We start from the raw sequence: 20,503 nt of genomic DNA on the forward strand, positions 1-20,503 counted from the left end.
CCTTACTTGTAAATGAACCCGACTTGGCCGTGATACTGTCCCTGACCAGCGTTTCCGCCGGCGCGGTAGACCTTGTTCAGCCTGTTCAGGAAGATCGTTTCGGAATCATCTGCCGGAGCCAGGTTCTGGTCAGGACGCTGGATCTTAGAAGCAGCAACCGGGTTGACGATATACGGGGTCACGAACACCACCAGTTCTGTCTGCTTGCGCAGGAAGTCACGGCTCTTGAACAGGGCCCCGAGCACCGGAAGTTTCATCAGGCCCGGAACACCATTGACCGTCTGATTGTAAGTTTCCTGCAAAAGACCAGCCATCACCAGAGTTCCGCCTGAGGGAAGTTCCAGCGTGGATTCCGCGCGGCGTACCTTCAGGGCGGGAATGGCAAGTGTTCCGATATCCACCGCACCTTCGGAGCTCAGCTCGCTGACCTCGGTCTTCACGCGGAGGCTGATACGACCCCCCGACATGACCACCGGAGTAAAGTCGAGACCGACACCGAACTTCTTGAATTCGACAGTCACTTCGCCGTCCGAAGAGGAGATCGGGATCGGGAATTCGCCACCAGCCAGGAAGCTTGCGTTTTCGCCGGAGATCGCTGTCAGCGTCGGTTCAGACAAGATGCGTGCAATGCCTTCACGTTGCAGAGCCTTCACATCCGCCCCGATGGACGTCGTACCGGACTTGAAAAGACCCGAGATCGAGCTTGTCTGTGTGGCGATGGAAGGGTTTGCAGTGAAGGACGTGTTGTTCGCAAAGCCGATGCCAACATTTCCGATTGCAATTGACCCGTTCAAAGCGACACCGAGCTGCTTGATAACAGAGCGGTCCACTTCAGCTACCGTCACGCGCAGATGGACTTGATCCTCACCCTCTACGGTCACCATGTTCAGGATGTCCTTGGCATCAACATCCGTGCCGGCATAGCGTGCTGCAAGGTCGGCGGCGCGCTGCGCATCGGCCGTGCTTGAGGCAGTTCCGGACAGAATGATGTTGCCGTTGAGCGACTGAGCCTGAATGTTGGACCCAGGGATGTATTTCTGGATGAACCGGACCAGATCCGAGGTGTCGGGCTCAACACGCAGGTTAAAACTCGCCAGTTCGCGACCCGTGCGGCTGAACAGCACCAGATTGGCCTGCCCCGCCGTATTGCCGAGGACGAAGATCCTGTTTGGCGTGCGGACCACAGCGTCAGCCACACGCGGATTGGACACCAGAACATCCGCAACCGGCTCTGCGGTATCGATGATAACCGACCGGCCAACACCGACACTCAGAAGTCGGTTGGAGACGCTCTCTCCGGACGCGACATGAATGCGCTTTTCAAAGTCCTGTGCGTGTACGCGTTCTGCACCGATGGCCATTGTCATGAGAAGGGCCACCGTCAACAACGCCTTTACAGCAACGCCGACCACTCCGCGCCGTTCTGGCGCCCCATTGTCTTTGTGCATGTTTGAAGTCCTCATTGCGATGCTGCCTGGCTTGGAAGGCCATATTTGACGTATGTGACAGCCCGCTTTCTGCGAACTATCTTCTCTGCATCGTCTGCAGAGTCCTGAGCGCTACGCAGCGCCAGGGAAATCGTGCCCAATTGTTGGGCCTGAGCGATTATTTCAGATTGCGGAAGATTGAGTTCGAGCGTTGCGGTCCGTTTTGGATCGACGTTCTTTTCTTCCTGCTCACCGGCCGTCACCGCGTCGATGGCAAGGACACGAACGTTTTCAAGGATCGTATCCGACACCGCTCCGGCGCTGTCAATGCCCGACTTGGTGAGAATGACATCAACCTTGTCACCGGGAAGGATAAAACCGCCAGCCGTTGTTTCCGATTCAACGCTGACCGCGATGGCCCGCATGCCCTTCGGCAGAATCGCGGCCATGAATCCCTTGTCGGTGCTGATCAACCGTTCTTCGCGAATGGGCTCACCGGAAAAGATGGGAGTTCTGGTAATCTGACCTTCAAGGCGCTCAACGGCGCCGGGATCACCGTCCCGGGTCAAAACCCCGGATGGCAATGCGTCCGTGGGCCAGGATGCCCAGGTCAAGTCACCGCCAGAGAGCTTGCTTCCAAGAGTGATATCGGTAGATGCCACCAGGACGTCTGTCTTCTCAATGACCGGAGCTGCTTCGGCGACCGGCTCAGGGGCGGGGGCGGAGGAGGTGGAAACGAGACGCGCAGCCAAGAGGCCTGCACCTACTGCCACTCCCAATATTGCCAATCGTGCGTACTTCATTGTTCAATACCCGTGATCATGAGTGCGCTGGGCACCATTTCAACACTGATATTGACTAGGCAATCGTCAAAACATGGTTAATACGTAGTGATTTTATTTGGTTAGCGCATTTTAATAAAATTCTAAGAAGCAATCCAAAGACTTTCAGGGTCGCAAAACCCCACTGCCGCTAAGGCAGCATCAGTGCACCGTAGACAGATGACGCAGGGTACACAGAGAGCGCTCCGGCCGCGATGGCAAGGCCATAGGGAATGCCGGTTTTCGGGTGTAGCAAATGGGTAAGCCACCCGATTTGCGCCAGCCTTGAAGGCAAAATGATATAAGATCTCGCAACAAGAAGCCCCAGAGTCAGGGCCGCTCCGAACACAGCTGTCAGAAGCAGGAATTCGAGCAAGGTTAGGGTCCAACCAAACCAAAGCGCAATTGCGGTCATCAATTTCGCGTCCCCTCCCCCCATGACACCGAGGGCAAAAAGGCCGAAACAAACAACGAAAACAACTCCGGCGCCTGCCAGATGCATTCCCAGTTCCTCAATCCCAAGACCAAAGAACGGCACATAGAGTGCAAACAAGACACATAACAATATGCAGAGCTTGTTCGGAATGGTCATCGTCAGCAAATCTGACACACCCGCGCGGATGATCAAGAAGGGAAACGCCAGTGACATGACGGCAAACATGGGAAACTCCGCACAAATTCAGTCTGGTCTTTTGTGACCTACTGCGCAGGAATAGCGGAGAAAGCTTAATATCCTCTATCTGCGGATAGGATCACCGAAAGAGGAAAAGCCCCACCATATTGGCAGGGCTTCCGGCCTTCCGAGAGTCCGGTCGGCATTTCCTTTGAACCCACTCTGACAGCGGGTCTCTTTCCTTACTGGGTGCCGCCTGTGCCGCCAGAACCCTTGAGTGCAGTAGAAATCTTACCGAACGCCGTATTGATTTCTCCGCCGAGCGTCTGCGCGGCTCCAATGATCGCAACCGCGATCAGACCGGCGATAAGGCCGTATTCAATTGCAGTGGCACCAGACTCGTCATTCGCAAAACGTGCAAAAACCTTTTTCATAGCTCGCTCCTAAACACCTGTAACTAGACAACTTTCCCTACCAGACGGAGCTAGTTCACAACCGCCAGGCTTGAGGAGAGAGGTAGTTCCAGGCCCTTTCCGAGCGGTTAATGCACTCGGTAAAGTTGTCTAGCCCGCAAGCCGGAATTTTCGTGGTAAATTTTATACTAACCGCAAAGACATGTTTGATGCTTGCTCAAAGCTTGACTTCCTTTGCGGCGCTCTTGAAAAGCCTAAATCGTCACCACAAACAGGTATAACCGCGGCAGATCAGGCATATTGAAATATAATTCTTCGCCCTACACACAAATGCAGGCAAAATGAATTGTAAATATCCTTTTTCACGTAAATAAAAAAGCCCCCTCACCTGGGCGAGGGAGCCTTATCTTTTTTAAGAGCTTCGGAAACCCAATAGCTCCTGAAGTCTATCCGGAACTTATACTTTAATTCGGCAGCGTGTTCGCGATCGTGGTGAACATGGCAGACAGTTTCGTGCCGAGCGTGGTTGCTGCGCCGATGATGGCGATAGCGATCAGACCTGCAATCAGACCATATTCAATTGCCGTTGCGCCAGATTCGTCCTTGGCAAAGCGGGATACAATATTCTTCATCCTTAGAGCTCCTAATTCCACTTGATTTGACAGCTTCAGTCCGCCTGACTTGTTTCTGCCCGGTCGAACTTGACGAAAAGTAATACTCCCAACATCTTTCCAATCGATTAATCGGATCATCCAAACCAAACACTAAACAGGAGATTACGGATAGTACGCTACGTCACTATACAACCTTCAATTAGGTTATTTTTGTGATCCGATTGTATTCTTTCGACATTCCAGCTTTTACTGGAGATATTTATCGGCGATTTCACAGATTTTTCTCCGTAAAAATATTTTGCATACTACAATCCAGTCTATTCCTCCACATACCTGAAAGTAATTTTGCGAAAATTCACTTTCTTGCGACCTAATTTCGCGACTCTACAAGAAATTCAACGTATCTGTACTTTATGCTTATTTGTGTATTTTTTGTAAGTAATTGATTAACTATACTGCAACAATAGCTACGAAATGCTGCGTCGTAGGCAGTTCTTTTCTTTGGAACCGTGAAAATTCCACCTGGCTTCTGAGAAGAATGACAAGCCCTCGCACGCAGAACACGGCAATTCTCCCGGACCAAGAGGCAAATAACCTCCAGCTATCCCGAGCAGCGGGAACGAACTGGCCACGTATTTCGTGGGTTAAAAGGCAAAGACGATGGAATGGGACCTGCAGAACGTATTGAAAATTCGCCCAAGGGGATGTTTCCGCCAGATTGCGGCTGCTTCTTCCACCCGAAGCGCCGGGCCTGCATCGCCCAGCATCAGGAGCAGCAGGTTGGGATAAAGGAGACACGCGGAGCGGCCCTGAAAAGGATCACACGCCACGGATATCGGCAGCCCACATGCACGAGCGCGCTTTCAGAGCTTCCATCCACTGGCACGTATTGGGCAGGCAAGGACCCAGAGCTGCATTGAGAGATCAGACCGGTACCCCTGAGCTGGCATATGCCCAAAACGGTGTGACCACATCATTTCAAGCCTAGGCTAAGAGGTTGAATTGGAGTCTCATGTTTCAAAACAAGATGAAACCGGCATAGGTAATGCCGCGCATCGTTGAACGAGACTAATTGTGATGTTGAGCGGCGCGGACCCGGCCACGATCGAGGTGAAGCAAGTGGCTGCATTTTGAAGGACGCGGCCTTTTAGACGTATATACAATACGTTCGCGCGCGTCCTTTCCTTCGCTTCTTGCCTCTTGCTTCTCGGAATTCGTCTCGAAGTCGCCCGAGCAGCCTATTAGCTTAATGGTTCCAAAGGCAGATAGGAAACATAAGAGCGCTCATGTGGCAGTGTGCGAGCCATTATCCCCGCACGGACACCGAACTCTTGCGCATCCGGCTCGACGGCCCGTCGATCACATAATTCAAGTAGAGATTTTTGGGGTATTGCTGCCTGCGATTGCTCGCTCGTCATTTTTACCGGCGGGATACGCTCACCCGGGTGTCGGCAGGAAACAGCGGGTTGGAATGAACCGAAAAAGCGCCCAGCCTAAGAGCCAATGGCTGCCACAACTGTATTGACCACCATGGAGAACATGTTTGATGTCGCCGTTCCGATATTCGTCGCCGCCGCAATTACGGCAATAGAAACCGCTACACCAATCAATGCATATTCGATGGCAGTCGCACCTGCCTCATCCTTTAACAAGCGCCTCAACATGCTTTTCATGGAGAACCCCCTACCCAACCAAGTCTCGATCCCAGAATTTGCTGAACCACATTCTTATTCTTGCCGGGGGTATTTCTGCCGTAAAATCCCTTTCCATCCGATTAATTCTATATTTTTTTATAAAACTCCTCTTCGTCAGCTCACGCAAAAACTGAGACTTTGTCGAGGCTGCAGAAATGAAATTTCATCGATACCTGCGTTTGAACTGAAATACGCAGCATCAGCTTCATATTTTTACGCACGGATCACAGTACTTTATTCACCAAAGCGAGACTTTCAAATGAACTAAAGTGACCCAAGGCATATATTAGCCAGCGAGTTTCATTTTGAATTAATAACCGCCTTATATTTACGGGTCTGAACCAAATTTCAGCTACGTCATCGATTGTTAGCAAATCTTTCACCATGTTTTGCGCTAATGCAAAAAACTAGTTTTGCTGGAGCCGGAAATGACTTTCCCCGCTAAAATTAAGACCTACGCAGCGATCTTCCTTACAGGAATGGTCGCCAGCACCGCCACTCAGGCTCAGGAAGGGCCGGTAACCGTTATGGTTGACCGTGCAAAGGTCTTCCGAATTCAGGAGCCTGCGAGCACCGTGATCGTTGGCAATCCGTTTATTGCAGACGTTGCGATGCATGACTCCACCACGGTGGTTATCACGGGCAAATCCTACGGCAGCACCAACCTGGTCATCCTTGATGACAACAACGAGCCGATCATTGACGAAGTGATCACCGTAAAGGCTGCTGGTGACGGAACGGTGCTGGTTCACCGCAACGCTTCGCGTCAGACTTATTCCTGTGCGCCTGAATGCGAGCCCACACTGCGTCTTGGTGATCAAACTGAAAACTTCGACAATGTCGCTGAACAGGCAACAAAGCGGAACGAGCTTGCTCTGAAAGCAGCTGGTGGTGGCGGCGGACAATAATGTCTAACAATACTCCTCCAGAAACCAGGATGCCACGAGACCGCACTGGCAAGAAAGTTGCCAGCAAGCCACTTTCGCTACTCCGCAAGGCGTTCCGAAGGTACTCTCGGGATGATCAGGGCGTCACGGCGATCGAATTTGGCATCGTTGGCCTTCCGTTTTTCATGCTCATTTTCGGCATTCTAGAATTTGGCCTAGCATTCTTCGTGAACCGAATTGTCGATAATGCCGTTCTGGAAGCTTCGCGTCTTGTGCGTACTGGCCAGGGCCAGGCCTTCAGCGTCAATATTTTCAGAGACAAACTTTGCGCCAACATGCCTGTGCTCCCCTGCGGAGCAGGAAAGGTCCAGATCAAGGTGGACAAGATCAAGACTTTCTATGATGGAAAAGACTTCGATAGTCTTCCGCCCATGCTGGACAAGGATGGCAAGCCGACTGGCGATCAATATGCGTCCAATATCGGTCGGTCAGAAATCGTGGCCGTGCGCGTGATGTATCGCTGGCCAATGTTCTCTTCCATTCTCAAATTCGGTCCCGGCGACAGTTCGGGTGAGAGACTGCTCTACTCGACCCATATTTTCAGAACTGAGCCGTGGTAGGTGTATGCAGCATGAAGTCCTTTTGCTCCCATTTCCGTCTTTTTCGTTCCCTCTCCTCCAAAGAGGAGGGGGTTGCAGCGGTTGAATTTGCACTACTTTTGCCGGTTCTGCTTATTTTGTTGATCGGTATGGCAGAAACCACGGAAGCGCTGAACCACGACAGAAAAGTCAGTCAAGTTGCGAGCACTTTGGCCGACTTGGTTTCTCAATCGCAAGAACTAACGCGCCTGGAAGTTAACGACCTCATGTGGAGCGCCCGAACCATCATGTTCCCGTATGCTGCGGGACCGATGACCAATGTTGTTGCAAGTGTTGGGTTTGATGCGCGCGGCAAGGCGACCGTTCTTTGGAGTGTAGGCAACAGGCAGTATAGACCATGGCCAACCGGTACAGAGCCTCCAATCAGCATCCCAGCTGTAGTCAAGATACCGAACTCAACAGTAATCGTCGGTATGTCTACCTACAATTATGTGCCGATGTTTGCGTCTTTCGCACAAGGCATATTCCCCCGAGCTAAATCAATGACACTAGAAGACGTTTATTTTCTGCGACCCCGCCTTAGTGATGAGGTCGTCTGCAAGACATGCTGAGGACGTTTTTCTCCTGAGTTTGAATGCCTTAGTGAAATCGGCAAAATAGCAGATACTGCGTATTTGTTTTGTCGCTTTGAAAAGATAGGGTCCCCGGCGCTGCAACCTCGAATGAGCACTGTGCCGGGAGCTACACATGGCAACGAACAAGACCTATGATGAAATCTACGTCGGTCAATCTGCCAGAATTTCTCGGGTCTGTACGGTCAATGACCTGCTGATCTTTGCGCATGCCTCCGGGAACCGCAACCCGTTGCACCTACCTGACACCGACTGGACCGGCGACGGCAAGGTAGATGCGCCAGTTGCTCCATCTATGTGGATTGGAGCTCTTGTGTCCGCTGTTCTTGGCAATATTCTCCCCGGTCCCGGCACTATTTACCGATCTCAAACCTTCACCTTCCATGGGGCTGTCTCCGTTGGAGATCAACTCACGGTCAAGGTGGACGTTGCTGAAAAACTGCCGAACCAGCGGGTGCTTCTCAATGTTTCGGTGACGATCGATCCGGATGGGCGCTTGATCGCATCAGGGCGCGCGGAAGTGACCGCACCGCCGAAGACCATTGAATTTGACGCCTCCGACCTTCCCGCAATCCTCGTTGAGCGGCATAGGCACTTCAACGGAATGATCCGTGCGGCCCAAACGCTCCCAGCCCTGACCACTGCGGTTGTCTCTCCGACAGATGATGCGTCACTTCAAGGCGCCCTTCTTGCAGCAGAAAACAAGCTGATTGGGCCGATCCTGATTGGCGAACGCGCCCTGATCGAAAAGGCGGCCGCCAGTCTTGGCGCAAACCTTGGTCAGTTCCGCATAATTGAAACTCAGGATGAGACGGAGGCTGCGGCCCATGCCGTGCAGCTGGTGCATGCAGGAGAAGCCAAGGCCATCATGAAGGGGCACATCCATTCCGATGACCTGCTGCGCCACATTGTCAAACGGGACGCCGGGTTGCGCACGAAGCGCCGGATCAGTCATGTCTTTGCCATGGACATTCCCGGACGGTCGACCTTGGTGCTGATCTCCGATGCCGCCATCAATATCTCGCCAGATCTCAACACCAAGGTCGACATCACCCAGAATGCGATCAACGCGGCGCTTGCGGCCGGTCTGGAACAGCCCAAGGTCGGTATTCTGTCTGCAATTGAAACGGTGAACCCGTCAATTCCCTCCAGCCTTGATGCGGCTATCCTTTCCAAGATGGCCGAGCGCGGGCAAATTACCGGCGGCATTGTCGACGGCCCGCTTGCCATGGACAATGCGATAGACCTTCAGGCCGCTCGAACGAAGGGCATCAAGTCTCTCGTTGCCGGGCGGGCGGAGGTATTGATTGTTCCCAATCTTGAATCGGGCAACATGCTGGCCAAGGAGCTTACATTTCTGGCTCATGCGGAAGCAGCTGGGCTCGTGGTCGGAGCCAAGGTCCCGGTCATGCTGACAAGCAGGGCAGACAACGGGCGTGCCCGTCTTGCCTCCTGCGCCCTCGCGGTTCTTTATGACTATTGGCTTGCAAACGGAGCGCCGGTCCCTGCTCTCCTTCAGGCTGACGAGGCATGATGGCCGCCGCCCGGTTGATCCTCGTTCTCAATTCCGGTTCCTCGTCGATCAAATTCCGCCTTTACCGAAACACCACGGTGCTTGCGGAAGGCCAGATATCCGGTCTGGGCGCTCGCCCCGAGATTGACTACGTGTCGAAACAAACCGGCATTCGGACGAAGGCGCAGCTCCCGACAGACGACGCCACCCACAAAGACGCGCTGGACAGTCTCTTGCCGCTGCTTTTGCGCGAAACGGATGGGCAGGACGTTGCCGCTGTCGGGCACCGGGTGGTGCATGGCGGCATCCGTTTTTCCCAGCCTGCCGTGATCGACCGAGCGGTTCGCGCAGAACTGGAACGGTTGATCCCGCTTGCTCCCCTGCACCAACCCCACAATCTGGCGGGCGTGGACGCAGCCACTCTGGCCTTTCCGACTGCCACACAGGTTGCCTGTTTTGATACGGCGTTTCACCGTGGTCACCCGTGGGTCCAGGATACGTTCGCTCTGCCCCGCTCCTTTTATGACGAGGGTGTTCGCCGCTACGGCTTTCATGGACTTTCGTATGAATATATCTGCGACCATCTGGCTCAGCATCATCCAGACCTCTTTGCGGGCCGGGTCGTGGTTGCGCACCTGGGAAACGGGGCTTCCATGTCTGCGATCAAGAATGGCCGCAGCCTTGGCTCCACGATGGGCTTCACCGCGCTGGACGGGCTCGCAATGGGCACAAGATGCGGCCAGCTTGACCCCGGTGTCCTCCTCTATCTGATGAGCGAGAAAGCAATGTCTGCCGAGGAGATTTCGAACCTGCTCTACACGGAGAGCGGGCTCAAGGGTCTGTCGGGCGAAAGTCAGGACATGCGTATATTGCTCACAAGCAGCTCCCCGGCTGCAAGGGAAGCCATCGACTACTACGTTGCGCGCATCCGACGAGAACTGGGCGCTTTGGCGGCTGTCCTAAATGGTCTCGATACGCTGGTCTTTACCGGGGGTATTGGCGAAAACGCAGCACAGATCCGGGAGGAAGTCTGCGCGGATCAGGACTGGCTGGGGCTTGTGATTGATGCAGAGCGCAACAGGTCAGGCACGGAGATAATTTCCGCTCCTGCCAGCCGGATCAAAGTCCTTGTCATTCGCACTAACAAGGAGGAGATGATCAGGCGGCATGCAGATAAACTCCTTGCGCCCGCCTCGTTATGAACCTTACCGGCCGAAGACTGCCTGCAAATCCGGATCGTAGGTTCTCATCACGGCGCGATAGTCTGAGTGAACCACTGGTATGAAGCCACCGGGAAAGTCCGGTTCGATCGCTCGATAGGCGCGCGCAGAAGACTTCTTCAACTCCATCAGCCCGGCCCGGAGCGCCCGCTTCATGTCGTCAGGCAATGCGGTGCGTACAACATGGGCTGAGAACGGGATGCCTTGTGACTGCCAGACGACCGAGAGCTTTCCAAGGTCGCGCTTGTTCGCCTTATAGATGTCGCGCAGGGACCCCGCTGAATAACCGGATTTCTGGTCTCCGCTCATGGTCGACCAGGCCAAGGTTGCTCCAAGGCGTCCGTCCAGAACAGCGCGCGCGCCTTCCACACCATCGGCCACCTGAATCAGGGCACTGAAATGGGTCCAGGGGTCTACCCCCTCATATTTCAAGTTCGCAAGCGGTACCCGATAGCCGGCAACCGAACGCGTGTCCTCAACACCCAGATGCACCCCCTTGAGGTCCTGCAAGGTCGTGAGTTCTTCCTTTTTGGGAGCCACCAGAATGGCGTGAAAACGGTCAGTCTTTTCATCCGGCCGCGCCGATACCATGGGCTCGACACATTCGCACAAGGCGTCCGTTGCAGCATAGGCGGTTGGTGTCAGGCGGGCATAGTCGATTTCACCAGACGCCAGAGCCTCCACCAGCCCACCCATCGTGTCGATCAGATAAAGATCAACGGGGCGATCAATGATCTTCTCGAGAGCAACTCGGAAAGGTTCCATTTGCTCACGCGCATCTTCCTGCGTTCCGATGGCCACACCAACCCTGAAGCGGGTTACTTCATTGTCCGCCAGAGCTGCGCCGGAGCAAAGGCTGCCAAAGCTGAAGGCGAACGCCAAGGAAAAGAGGATACGAATACGCGTCATCAAGTTGCCACAGCTCCATGATTCGAAGATAAACCACGTTCAATTAGGCGACAGTCCCTTAACATTCAGGTGTCTTCATGGCGGCAAGTCCAAAAACAGTGATATTTGACTTTGGAAACGTACTGCTGCGCTGGGACCCAAATCTTCTCTACGAAAAGCTGATCCCGGATGCCGAAGAGCGTGAGTACTTTCTGACCCGGATCTGCTCGCCCGAATGGAACGCGGAACAGGATCGCGGCCGGCCTTGGGCTGAAGGCATAGCTCTTCTCGTAGAGCAGTTTCCCGATCACGAGCACCTGATCAGGCCGTTCTATGACCGGTGGCACGAGACCCTGCCGGAAGCCATCGAGGGGACAGTCGAGATCCTGGAAGCTCTCAAGGCGAACGGAGTGCCGCTCTATGCAATCACCAACTTCTCAGTCGAGAAACTTGATGAATGCAAGGTGCGGTTCCCCTTTCTGGCAAACTCTTTCATTGACACCATCGTGTCTGGCGACGTGCGTCTTTTGAAGCCAGATCCGGCGATCTATCACCTGTTGATCGAACGGAATGATCTGGTTCCGCAGGACTGCGTCTTCATTGACGATTCACTTGCCAATGTCGACGCAGCAAACTCTGTCGGGCTGCACGGCATTCACTTTACCACCCCGGCAAAGCTTCGGTCCGAACTGAAAGGCCACGGCTTTCCGGTTTGACCCGGTTAGCCTTTCTCAAAGGCCTCAAGAACATTGACGCAGTTGGTGCCAAGGGCATCGACTGCATATCCGCCTTCCATCAGGAACACTGTCGGCAAGCCGGTCTTGCCGAGCCGGGCGCCAAGGCGGGAGAAGTCGTCGCTGGTGAACTTGAAGCCGGAGATCGGGTCGTTTTCAAAACAATCCATCCCGAGCGACACAACCAGCGCATCAGGCTTGAACACCTTTAGCCAATGGCATGCCTCTTCCAGTGCAGGCAGGTAGCCCTCCCAATCCGTACCGAGTGCCAGCGGCCAGTTTTTCGTAAAACCGGTCCCGCCCTTCACGCCCGTTTCGTCGCCATGACCAAGGAAATAGGGATACTCCTGACGCGGGTCCGCGTGAATTGAGAGGAAAAGCACGTCGGGACGGTCGTAGAAGATCGCCTGGGTTCCGTTGCCGTGATGATAGTCCACATCAAGGATCGCGACCCGTTCAGCCCCATTGTCCCGAAGCCATTGGGCTGCAATCGCAGCATTGTTCAAAAAACAATAGCCACCAAAGAAATCCTTTCCGGCATGGTGCCCGGGCGGGCGGCAGAGGCCAAAGGCAGCCTTGTTTCCCTCATGCACCAGCTTGGCAGCTGTGAGGGCCGTGTTCGCAGACGCTTTGGCAGCTTCCCATGTCCGGGCACCAAGCGGCGTTCCCGCGTCCATGGAATATCGGCCGAGCTGGCCGTCGATGTGATCGGGCACTGGATCTGCGCGCAGTGAGCGGACCGGCCAGATAAACGGGAAGGCCTCAGCCGAGGCTCGCCCCTCCGCTTCCCACTTGCCCCAAAAGCATTCGAGAAAGGCAAGGTAGCCCTTGTCATGCACTTTCTCCAAGGGCCGCTGACCGAAGTCGGACGGTTCCAGAATGTCACCGAGGTTTCGGGCTTTGACTGTTTTCAAAACAATCTCGGCCCGGCTCGGAATTTCAACTGCAGGCTTTAGTTGCCCATCGGAAATCTCGTGCCGCGGCGCATGTAGCAACTGGTCATCGGAAAATACCGTTTTCATGTGAACTGCTCCCGTCAGATGTCAGGAAAACCGAAATTCCGTGATCTGGGTATAGGTTTCGCCGGGCCGCAAGACAGCTGACGGAAACCCTTCGTGGTTGATCGCGTCCGGCCAGCGCTGTGTTTCCAGCGCGACACCGGCTTTGGGGCCGTAAGGAAAGCCCGACAACCCCTTTGCTTCCGTCAGCATTTGACCAGCATCGTAGAGCTGCAACCCGGGCTCCGTTGTCCAGACTTCCATCCGGCACTCGCCGCCCGCATCTTCCAGAGCCGCGGCAAAAGCCACGTCATCCTGCGGTTCGTCTGCAAGGCAGAAATTCAGATCGAAGTTCTCCGTAGTCCCGATCCTGCGCCCGTCCTGAAAGTCAAACGGGGTCCAGGCGACGTTCCGAATTTCGCCGGTCGGCACGAGCCCCTCTCCAAGAGGCAAATAGCGCTCGGCCGCAATCTCCAGCACATGATCGGCAACCGACACGCTGCCATCCAGATTGAAATAGCTGTGCTGCGCGAGATTGACGAGAGTTGGTTTGTCCGTCGTGGCTGTAATCTTCACCCGCAAGGCTCCGGCACCGGTCAGCGTATAGCGGACCAGAGCCTCCACACGCCCCGGATAGCCTTCTTCCCCGTCTTCAGACACCAGCTTGAGGAGAACGCTTGCCTTGTCGTGCTGCTCCACGCTCCACACACGTCGGGAGAACCCAATATGTCCGCCATGCAAATGGTCTCGCCCGTCTACGTTGAGGCTCAAGGCGGAAGCCCGGCCATCAATGACGGCGACACCACCGGCAACCCGGTTCGCACAGCGCCCGACAACAGCGCCAATATAATTGCTGTCTGCCAGATAGGCGCCGAGATCAGCAAAGCCAAGGACGACCGATTTGCCATTGAAGGTCAAATCCTTGACGATGGCACCATAGGTCAGCACCTTCGCTTCCAGGGCGCCCTTCTTCAGCGAAATTTCCTGAATGTCCGTCCCGTCCGGCAGTGTGCCAAAGATCTGTATCATGAGCGGTTTTCCGATTGCCAGAAAACCTCGTTAAAGGAAAAGGCGCCCGAACCGCAAGGGCCCGGACGCCTTTTCATGGAGCTCATTTGAACAATCAGATGGTCTGATTGTACTCACCCACTTCCGGGTTTTCCCGCAACACGCCATCGACCGCCTTGAACATCGCGTGCAAACGCTCTTCAGACGCAGGGCTTTCGATCACAACAACCAGCTCCGGTTTGTTGGAGGAAGCTCGCACCAGACCCCATGTGCCGTCATCCGTCACCACGCGGACGCCGTTGACGGTGATGAGATCCGTGATCGGGTGACCGGCGATCTTTTCGCCCTTGGCCTGCATGTCCTTGAACCGGGCAACGACCTTGTCAACGATGCCGTATTTGATCTCGTCGTCACAATGCGGCGACATGGTCGGAGACCCCCAGGTCTTGGGAAGATCACGGCGCAGATCCGCCATGGTCTTGTCCGGATTCCGGTCCAGCATGTCGAGAATGGCGATGGCCGATACCAGTCCGTCGTCATAACCGCGCCCAATCGGGGCATTGAAGAAATAGTGACCGGACTTTTCAAAGCCGACGATGGCTTTTAGTTCCGTCACCCGGCGCTTGATGTAGGAATGGCCGGTCTTGAAATAGTCGGTTTTCGCGCCGTTTGCCTGAAGAACCGGGTCCGTGTTGAAGAGACCAGTCGACTTCACATCGACCACAAACTGGCTGTTCGGGTACAGTGCGGAGATGTCGCGGGCAAGCATCACGCCAACCTTGTCAGCGAAGATTTCCTCACCCTCGTTGTCAACAACGCCGCATCGGTCGCCGTCGCCGTCAAAGCCAAGCCCGACCTCCGCACCGGTTTCCATCACCTTGTCGCGGAGCGCATGAAGCATCTTCATGTCTTCCGGGTTGGGATTGTAGCGCGGGAACGTGTGATCCAGCTCTGTATCCAGCGGAATGACATCGGCCCCAAGCGCGGAGAGGATACGCGGCGCAAAAGCTCCGGCAGTCCCATTGCCACAGGCTGCAACCACCTTGATCGGGCGCTTCAGCTTGGCCCGGTTGGTCAGATCGTTGAAATAGACTTCAGGGAAATTCTCGACAAAACGATAGCTGCCGCTTCCCTTCACGATGAACTGGGCTTCAAGGACAATGTCCTTCAACCGTCCCATTTCATCCGGGCCAAAGGTCAGCGGGCGGTCGATACCCATCTTCACGCCGGTCCAGCCATTGTCGTTATGCGATGCGGTAATCATCGCCACCGCCGGAACATCCAGCGCGAACTGTGCGAAATACGCCATCGGCGACAAGGCCAAACCGATATCATGCACGTTGATCCCAACAGCCATGAGGCCGTTGATCACCGCCATCTTGATCGAGGCCGAGTAGCCGCGGAAGTCGTGGCCGACAACAATATCCGGACGTACGCCGCGCTCGTGAATGAGGGTACCAATCCCCATTCCCAAGGCCTGCATACCCATGAGATTGATTTCTTTTTCAAAAAGCCAACGTGCATCATATTCCCGAAACCCCGTGGGTTTCACCATCGGGGCGGACTCATATTCGAATGTGTTGGCCTTGAGAAAAGGTACCGGCTTCGGGAACATGGAAACCTCTTGTATGGGTGGGGTGAGTTACGATTCAGACGCAACCCAAGGATTGCTGCGGACCTTATTGGACCAGTATCAGGGTGTCATTTGAAAAGTGAAACTTGTCGAGCTTACCCAAAGCGGACATGCCGAGCAGCGTGATGCTCAAAAGGTCGTCTTTCAGAATGATCGCATCGACATCTCGAAGGCGAATGGAACCAAGCTTCATTTCGCGAACCGTGGCCCGCGCAGCCTTGGCGACGCCATTGGCCGTACTCACGGGCAAGGTGTAGTCTGAAGGCTTTGGAAAGACACCGATCTTCTTGGCAACGCTCTCCGGCAGGGCCAGTGCGGAAGCGCCGGTATCCACCAGCATGGTCACGGTCCGACCATTCAGTTTTCCATCCGTCACATAGTGCCCATCACGCCCTACCTGGATCTTGTAGATGCGTTCACCACTCTCATTTTCATCATCGGCCGATTGGCGCGCACTTTCCTCCGATTGCCGGGAATCCACATAGGTCTGGAGAACTCCAGGCACGAACGGAGCTGCAACGGCGATTGCAATGACCGGGACGAGCAGACGCCACATCTTCTGATCCTGTAAAACATCCAAGGAGACTGTACGTTACCCTGTCAGTCTTATCAGGTCGTGAAAGGATCAGATTTTTTCGACCTTTTCGGCCATTTCTGCAATCTGAGCGGAGGTTGGAGCACTCGACTGCGCTCCGGTGCGCGTGCAGGCAAGGCTGCCAGCAGCAACGCCCTGCTTGAGCGCAACTTCCAGCTCAAGCCCGCTGTGGAGGGCTGCTGCCAGCGCTCCGCAAAAGGCATCCCCTGCTCCGGTTGTGTCCACCACTTCAACAGCCGGCGGCCTGAACCGAAAGCGGTCCTTGCCCTTGCGGGCCACAACTCCGTCGGCACCAAGAGTGACCACGACAAGATTATGATCCGAGGCGACTGCCTCAGCAAAGTCTTCCGGCTCTCCAGCCACACCCAAGGCGCTCCCGATATGCTGGGCCTCGGTTTCGTTGACCACCAGAACGTCGACCTGCTCGATCAGTTCAGGAATAGAGCTCCGGGGAACCGGAGCGGGATTGTAGAATACGGATGCGCCGGCAGCCTTCGCCGATTTCATGGCTGCGAGAGCCTGTTGCGCTGGCACTTCGCCTTGCAACACCAGCATGCCATCGACTGCCAATGCTCCCGCCAGCCAGTTCGCGTCAACGCGCGCATTGGCACCGCTTGCAACGATGATCTGGTTTTCTCCACCTGCGTCGACCCCGATAAGGGCCAGCCCGGTTGCGCCGTCCAGACGGCGAACATGGGACAGCTCGACGCCAGTGGCCAGCAGGTTCGCCAGCGCAAGATCGGCAAATGCATCCGATCCCACGGCCCCGATCATGGAGACTTCAGCGCCAGCAAGACGGGCGGCAAGCGCCTGATTGGCACCTTTTCCGCCCGCAAAACTTTGGTGATCCGGCCCGTTGACGGTTTCACCCGGTCCGGGCAGGCGCGGCACGACCACAACAAGATCGAGATTGATGGACCCGAATACCGTGATCATGGCTGCCCCTGCTCTTAGGCTGTGTAGACGAATTGGCGATGTATTTCGCCGGGAAATTCAGCGTTCAAGACAAGGCAGAGCTGGCGCAGGCGATGTGGTGCATCGTCAAGCCGGATTTGCCTTGGTATTGGGCGCTGCAGGCCCGGCCCATTCGGGTGGATCAAACGTCTGCAATCTGAAGGAAACGTCCCCTTGAACGTATGATCAATACGTTCTTCAGGCCCCTTTCCATCATATTTTGCCCTTTGATCCACGAAATACGCCTCCAATTCGTCCACGCAGCCTAGATCGAAACCTTACTTCGTGCCGTACATCCGGTCACCGGCATCGCCGAGGCCCGGAACAATATAGCCTTTCTCGTTCAAACGCTCATCGATGCTGGCGGTATAGATCGGCACGTCAGGATGATGCTCGTTGAATTTCTGCACGCCTTCCGGGGCGGCCAGCAAGCACAGGAAACGAACGTTGTTTGCTCCGCGCTCCTTGAGTTTCTGGACGGCGGCAATCGCTGAATTGGCTGTTGCCAGCATCGGGTCAACGACGATCACGAGACGCTCGTTCAGGTCTTCCGGTGCCTTGAAGTAATATTCAACCGGCTGCAGCGTTTCAGGATCACGATAAAGACCGACATGCGCCACGCGCGCGGACGGGACCAGATCCAGCATGCCTTCAAGCAGGCCGTTTCCTGCGCGCAGGACGGAGGCAAAAACCAGTTTCTTGCCCGCGAGCGTCGGTGCCTGCATTTCCGCAAGTGGTGTCTCGATCGTCTGGCGAACGAGCGGCAGGTCGCGGGTTACTTCATAGCAAAGCAACGTGGAAATTTCTCGAAGCAGACGGCGAAAGCCCTGAGTGGATGTCGACTTGTCCCGCATGATTGAAAGCTTGTGCTGTACAAGCGGGTGGCTGATCACATTTGCTCCGGACATGGCTGCCTCTTTCTGTTTGATCCGGCAGGTTGCCGGTTCCGATTGTTGTGTGCGATTTCAGATGTGGCTTTTGAAGCTATGCCCCTTTTGGAGCCCAAAAAACAGCCCCGGTAGACAGGATATTCCTGACTTTCTGAAATGCCTCGGGATTTTCCATTGCCAGTTTTGCCGCTGCCCTGACCGTTCCCCCCTCGATAATGCAGGGAAGAGGAAGACCGTCAGCGTCTGTTTCCAGAATTTGGCGCAGACGTGCGGCGAGTTCCACAATGAGCGCGGACGACACTGCCCGCAATTCGGTTCGCTGCGCCTCGGCGGGAAATGCGTCTTCCGGTCTAATTGCGCCCGAAGCCACCAGCAGCCCGGCGTGGATACCGTCGCTGGGCGCGGGAAGCTCCTCGAAGCCGGATGTGCCGATACCCGCCCATGAGAAAGGCTCAATCAGATTGAACGCCAGTGCCTGCACCGCATGATGCAGTGGCACGATGATCTCGTCGTCACCACTTTCCAGACGCCAGCTGTCCCCGAGGATCAGGTCGCCTTCCTGTGCTCCGCCATTCCAAAGCGGCGCAAGTGCATCAGAGAGGCTATCGAAAACTGTGCTCATCTTGAGATCACCGTCTTCCACATGCTTCAACATGGCAACGAGCAGGCGGCCCGGACGGAGCGTTCCCTTATGGCCGAAGACGTCCGGCCGCATACCGACCACTTCACCAAACCGGCGCAAATGCCCCGTCATGGCGGCGAGCCACTTTGGATGAACAGACCGATCAAGGCCGAAGGATGCTGCGATCTCGTCCTCCTCAAGCCGGATCAGGGCGTCAACATCCACGCGGAGCGGGTCATTCGGGTCGGCGGAAAACACGCCTGACTGAAACATTGCAAAGACAGCAATGAAGAGGGCAGTCCTGCCACGATGAACCTCGCCGGTTCCCGGTTCGGTATAGATCCAACCTTCGGGCGGGTTTACGTCTGCGGCACCCAGCAGGATCGCCAGATCTCCGGCGACCTGCAAAAGATCCTCGGCAGACGAGAAGCCTCGGGCACTTGCAAGACTATCCCAGCGATCCATGCCGCTGCTTTCCAGCATTCGCCAACAGCTTGCCGGCGGCACCTGATAATCGGGATATGTTTCCTGCATGGCCAGGTCACACAGCTTTGCAACTTCGTCCAGTCGGGAAAGGTCGACGGACAAGGAGCGCGTCTCGCCACGAAGGGCCCTTTGCAGCACGTCAGCAGTTTCACGGCGTGTCCGCTGCGCAGTCAAAAGGTCCAGAAGTGCTGACGGAGCCGTTTCAGATGTCATGTGTTTTCCCGGTGCGTTTTCAGTCGACAGGCAATGTTATTCGGCATCCGAAGTCGCACTGTCGAGACGGACCAGAAGCCGGTTCTTTGTCGCTTCGTCGCAGAAGGCCGCATCAATGGCCGTTCTGGTGATCGCCAGCTGATCCTCGAATGTCAGCCCGAACGTGGTGCTGACCGTCTTGTATTCCTGTCCGAGCGTGGTTGCGAAAAACGGCGGATCATCCGAATTCAATGTGATGCGAACCCCTTCGTTTCTCAGAATATTGACCGGATGAAATCGCAGGACCGGGTAGACGCCCAGAGCCACATTTGATCCGGGGCAGACTTCAAGCACGATCTTCTCATCAATCAGTCGCCGTACGAGGCTCTTGTCCTCAACCGCCCGCACCCCATGGCCGAGCCGTGTCACACCGAGGAAGTCCAGTGCTGCGGAGATGCTCTCAGGCCCACCAAATTCGCCCGCATGCGCGGTCAGCCCCAGCCCGGCTTCGTCGGCCATCCTGAAGGCCTTGGAAAAATTGGATGGGTGGCCGTCGCGCTCATCTCCTGCAAGGCCAAAACCTGTGACCAGAGGATGCGGATTGGCAATGACTTCGCGGGCAACGCGTTCTACTGCATTCGCCCCAAAATGGCGGACACCGATTGCGATCATCCGGCCTTCTATACCGGTGTCGAGCTTGGCACGTTCCATGCCCGCAGCCAGTCCCTCGACATAGGATCGATAGGAAAGCCCCGCCGCCTGCGCATGATCTGGCGAAATGAACACTTCGCCGTAAATGGCCCCCTCAGCCGCCAGCATGCGGAAATAGGTTTCGCTCAACAGCGAATAATCACCCGGTGTCTTGAACACAGAGCTTGCCAGATCATAGGCCTGCAGGAAGGTGGAAAAATCCGACCAGCGATATTTGCCTTTCCGGTCGATGATCGACGACACGTCAATTTGATAGTGTTCAGCCAGACGCATGACCAGCGTGGGAGATGCTGCCCCCTCAATGTGGCAGTGGAGCTCTGCCTTCGGCACCGTCACATAGTCTGTCATGGATCATCACC

At 55.4% G+C, this 20,503-nt stretch carries 21 protein-coding genes; 6 read left to right on the forward strand and 15 right to left on the reverse strand.

What is annotated here, in order from left to right; all coding sequences use genetic code 11:
- Positions 1–2: 2 nt before the first annotated feature.
- From F0155_RS14225 to F0155_RS14250, 6 genes are all read right to left on the reverse strand, one after another.
- The gene (locus F0155_RS14225) at positions 3–1,448 is read right to left on the reverse strand and encodes a type II and III secretion system protein family protein (RefSeq protein WP_192913816.1); all 1,446 of its coding nucleotides are present in this window, start codon (positions 1,446–1,448) and stop codon (positions 3–5) included.
- 11 nt (positions 1,449–1,459) lie between these two features.
- Positions 1,460–2,230: a Flp pilus assembly protein CpaB gene (cpaB, locus tag F0155_RS14230; protein ID WP_150525196.1), complete on the reverse strand. Its 771-nt coding sequence runs from the start codon at positions 2,228–2,230 to the stop codon at positions 1,460–1,462.
- A 169-nt stretch (positions 2,231–2,399) separates the two neighbouring features.
- A complete protein-coding gene (locus tag F0155_RS14235; RefSeq protein ID WP_150525197.1) occupies positions 2,400–2,909 on the reverse strand; it encodes an A24 family peptidase in 510 nt (169 codons plus the stop codon).
- A 194-nt stretch (positions 2,910–3,103) separates the two neighbouring features.
- A complete protein-coding gene (locus F0155_RS14240) occupies positions 3,104–3,295 on the reverse strand; it encodes a Flp family type IVb pilin (protein WP_150525198.1) in 192 nt (63 codons plus the stop codon).
- 443 nt (positions 3,296–3,738) lie between these two features.
- Positions 3,739–3,906, reverse strand: coding sequence for a Flp family type IVb pilin (locus F0155_RS14245; RefSeq protein ID WP_150525199.1), 168 nt, complete (start codon positions 3,904–3,906; stop codon positions 3,739–3,741).
- A 1,475-nt stretch (positions 3,907–5,381) separates the two neighbouring features.
- Positions 5,382–5,561, reverse strand: a complete 180-nt coding sequence (locus F0155_RS14250) for a Flp family type IVb pilin (protein WP_150525200.1) — start codon at positions 5,559–5,561, stop codon at positions 5,382–5,384.
- Between the two features lie 449 nt (positions 5,562–6,010).
- Here F0155_RS14250 and F0155_RS14255 point away from each other — a divergent pair, with 449 nt between their 5' ends.
- The 5 genes from F0155_RS14255 (at position 6,011) to F0155_RS14275 (ending at position 10,415) form a co-directional block, all read left to right on the forward strand.
- Positions 6,011–6,490, forward strand: a complete 480-nt coding sequence (locus F0155_RS14255) for a pilus assembly protein N-terminal domain-containing protein (RefSeq protein WP_150525201.1) — start codon at positions 6,011–6,013, stop codon at positions 6,488–6,490.
- A 29-nt stretch (positions 6,491–6,519) separates the two neighbouring features.
- Positions 6,520–7,089 (forward strand): TadE/TadG family type IV pilus assembly protein, encoded by a 570-nt coding sequence (locus F0155_RS14260; RefSeq protein WP_150525202.1) that lies wholly within the window; start codon positions 6,520–6,522, stop codon positions 7,087–7,089.
- Between the two features lie 11 nt (positions 7,090–7,100).
- Positions 7,101–7,679 carry a TadE/TadG family type IV pilus assembly protein gene (locus F0155_RS14265; protein WP_150525203.1) on the forward strand — a complete coding sequence of 193 codons (579 nt, stop codon included), beginning with the start codon at positions 7,101–7,103 and terminating at the stop codon, positions 7,677–7,679.
- Between the two features lie 136 nt (positions 7,680–7,815).
- On the forward strand, positions 7,816–9,234 hold the full coding sequence (locus tag F0155_RS14270; protein ID WP_150525204.1) for a bifunctional enoyl-CoA hydratase/phosphate acetyltransferase: 1,419 nt from the start codon (positions 7,816–7,818) through the stop codon (positions 9,232–9,234).
- Positions 9,231–10,415, forward strand: coding sequence for an acetate/propionate family kinase (locus F0155_RS14275; RefSeq protein ID WP_425299945.1), 1,185 nt, complete (start codon positions 9,231–9,233; stop codon positions 10,413–10,415). The genes F0155_RS14270 and F0155_RS14275 overlap by 4 nt, the downstream gene beginning before the upstream one ends.
- 3 nt (positions 10,416–10,418) lie before the next feature.
- On the opposite strand, the gene F0155_RS14280 is transcribed toward F0155_RS14275, so the two are convergent.
- On the reverse strand, positions 10,419–11,342 hold the full coding sequence (locus F0155_RS14280; protein ID WP_150525205.1) for a phosphate/phosphite/phosphonate ABC transporter substrate-binding protein: 924 nt from the start codon (positions 11,340–11,342) through the stop codon (positions 10,419–10,421).
- 77 nt (positions 11,343–11,419) lie between these two features.
- Between F0155_RS14280 and F0155_RS14285 the strand changes: the two genes are divergently transcribed.
- Positions 11,420–12,037 (forward strand): HAD family hydrolase, encoded by a 618-nt coding sequence (locus tag F0155_RS14285; RefSeq protein WP_150525206.1) that lies wholly within the window; start codon positions 11,420–11,422, stop codon positions 12,035–12,037.
- Between the two features lie 5 nt (positions 12,038–12,042).
- On the opposite strand, the gene F0155_RS14290 is transcribed toward F0155_RS14285, so the two are convergent.
- The 8 genes from F0155_RS14290 to F0155_RS14325 all read right to left on the reverse strand — a co-directional run bounded on the left by F0155_RS14290 (position 12,043) and on the right by F0155_RS14325 (position 20,492).
- On the reverse strand, positions 12,043–13,077 hold the full coding sequence (locus tag F0155_RS14290; protein WP_150525207.1) for a histone deacetylase family protein: 1,035 nt from the start codon (positions 13,075–13,077) through the stop codon (positions 12,043–12,045).
- Between the two features lie 21 nt (positions 13,078–13,098).
- Complete coding sequence (locus tag F0155_RS14295) at positions 13,099–14,082, reverse strand: aldose epimerase family protein (RefSeq protein ID WP_150525208.1); 984 nt, start codon at positions 14,080–14,082, stop codon at positions 13,099–13,101.
- A 94-nt stretch (positions 14,083–14,176) separates the two neighbouring features.
- Positions 14,177–15,676, reverse strand: coding sequence for a phosphomannomutase/phosphoglucomutase (locus tag F0155_RS14300; protein WP_150525209.1), 1,500 nt, complete (start codon positions 15,674–15,676; stop codon positions 14,177–14,179).
- Between the two features lie 64 nt (positions 15,677–15,740).
- Positions 15,741–16,250, reverse strand: coding sequence for a retropepsin-like aspartic protease family protein (locus F0155_RS14305; RefSeq protein ID WP_150525210.1), 510 nt, complete (start codon positions 16,248–16,250; stop codon positions 15,741–15,743).
- A gap of 69 nt (positions 16,251–16,319) precedes the next feature.
- Positions 16,320–17,225 (reverse strand): ribokinase, encoded by a 906-nt coding sequence (locus tag F0155_RS14310; RefSeq protein ID WP_150525211.1) that lies wholly within the window; start codon positions 17,223–17,225, stop codon positions 16,320–16,322.
- A 296-nt stretch (positions 17,226–17,521) separates the two neighbouring features.
- Complete coding sequence (gene upp / locus F0155_RS14315; RefSeq protein WP_150525212.1) at positions 17,522–18,151, reverse strand: uracil phosphoribosyltransferase; 630 nt, start codon at positions 18,149–18,151, stop codon at positions 17,522–17,524.
- A gap of 76 nt (positions 18,152–18,227) precedes the next feature.
- Positions 18,228–19,454: a DUF1688 family protein gene (locus F0155_RS14320; RefSeq protein ID WP_150525213.1), complete on the reverse strand. Its 1,227-nt coding sequence runs from the start codon at positions 19,452–19,454 to the stop codon at positions 18,228–18,230.
- A gap of 36 nt (positions 19,455–19,490) precedes the next feature.
- The gene (locus F0155_RS14325; RefSeq protein ID WP_150525214.1) at positions 19,491–20,492 is read right to left on the reverse strand and encodes an adenosine deaminase; all 1,002 of its coding nucleotides are present in this window, start codon (positions 20,490–20,492) and stop codon (positions 19,491–19,493) included.
- Between the last annotated feature and the right edge of the window lie 11 nt (positions 20,493–20,503).

This window comes from Roseibium sediminis (assembly GCF_008711325.1).
Lineage (GTDB): Bacteria > Pseudomonadota > Alphaproteobacteria > Rhizobiales > Stappiaceae > Roseibium > Roseibium sediminis.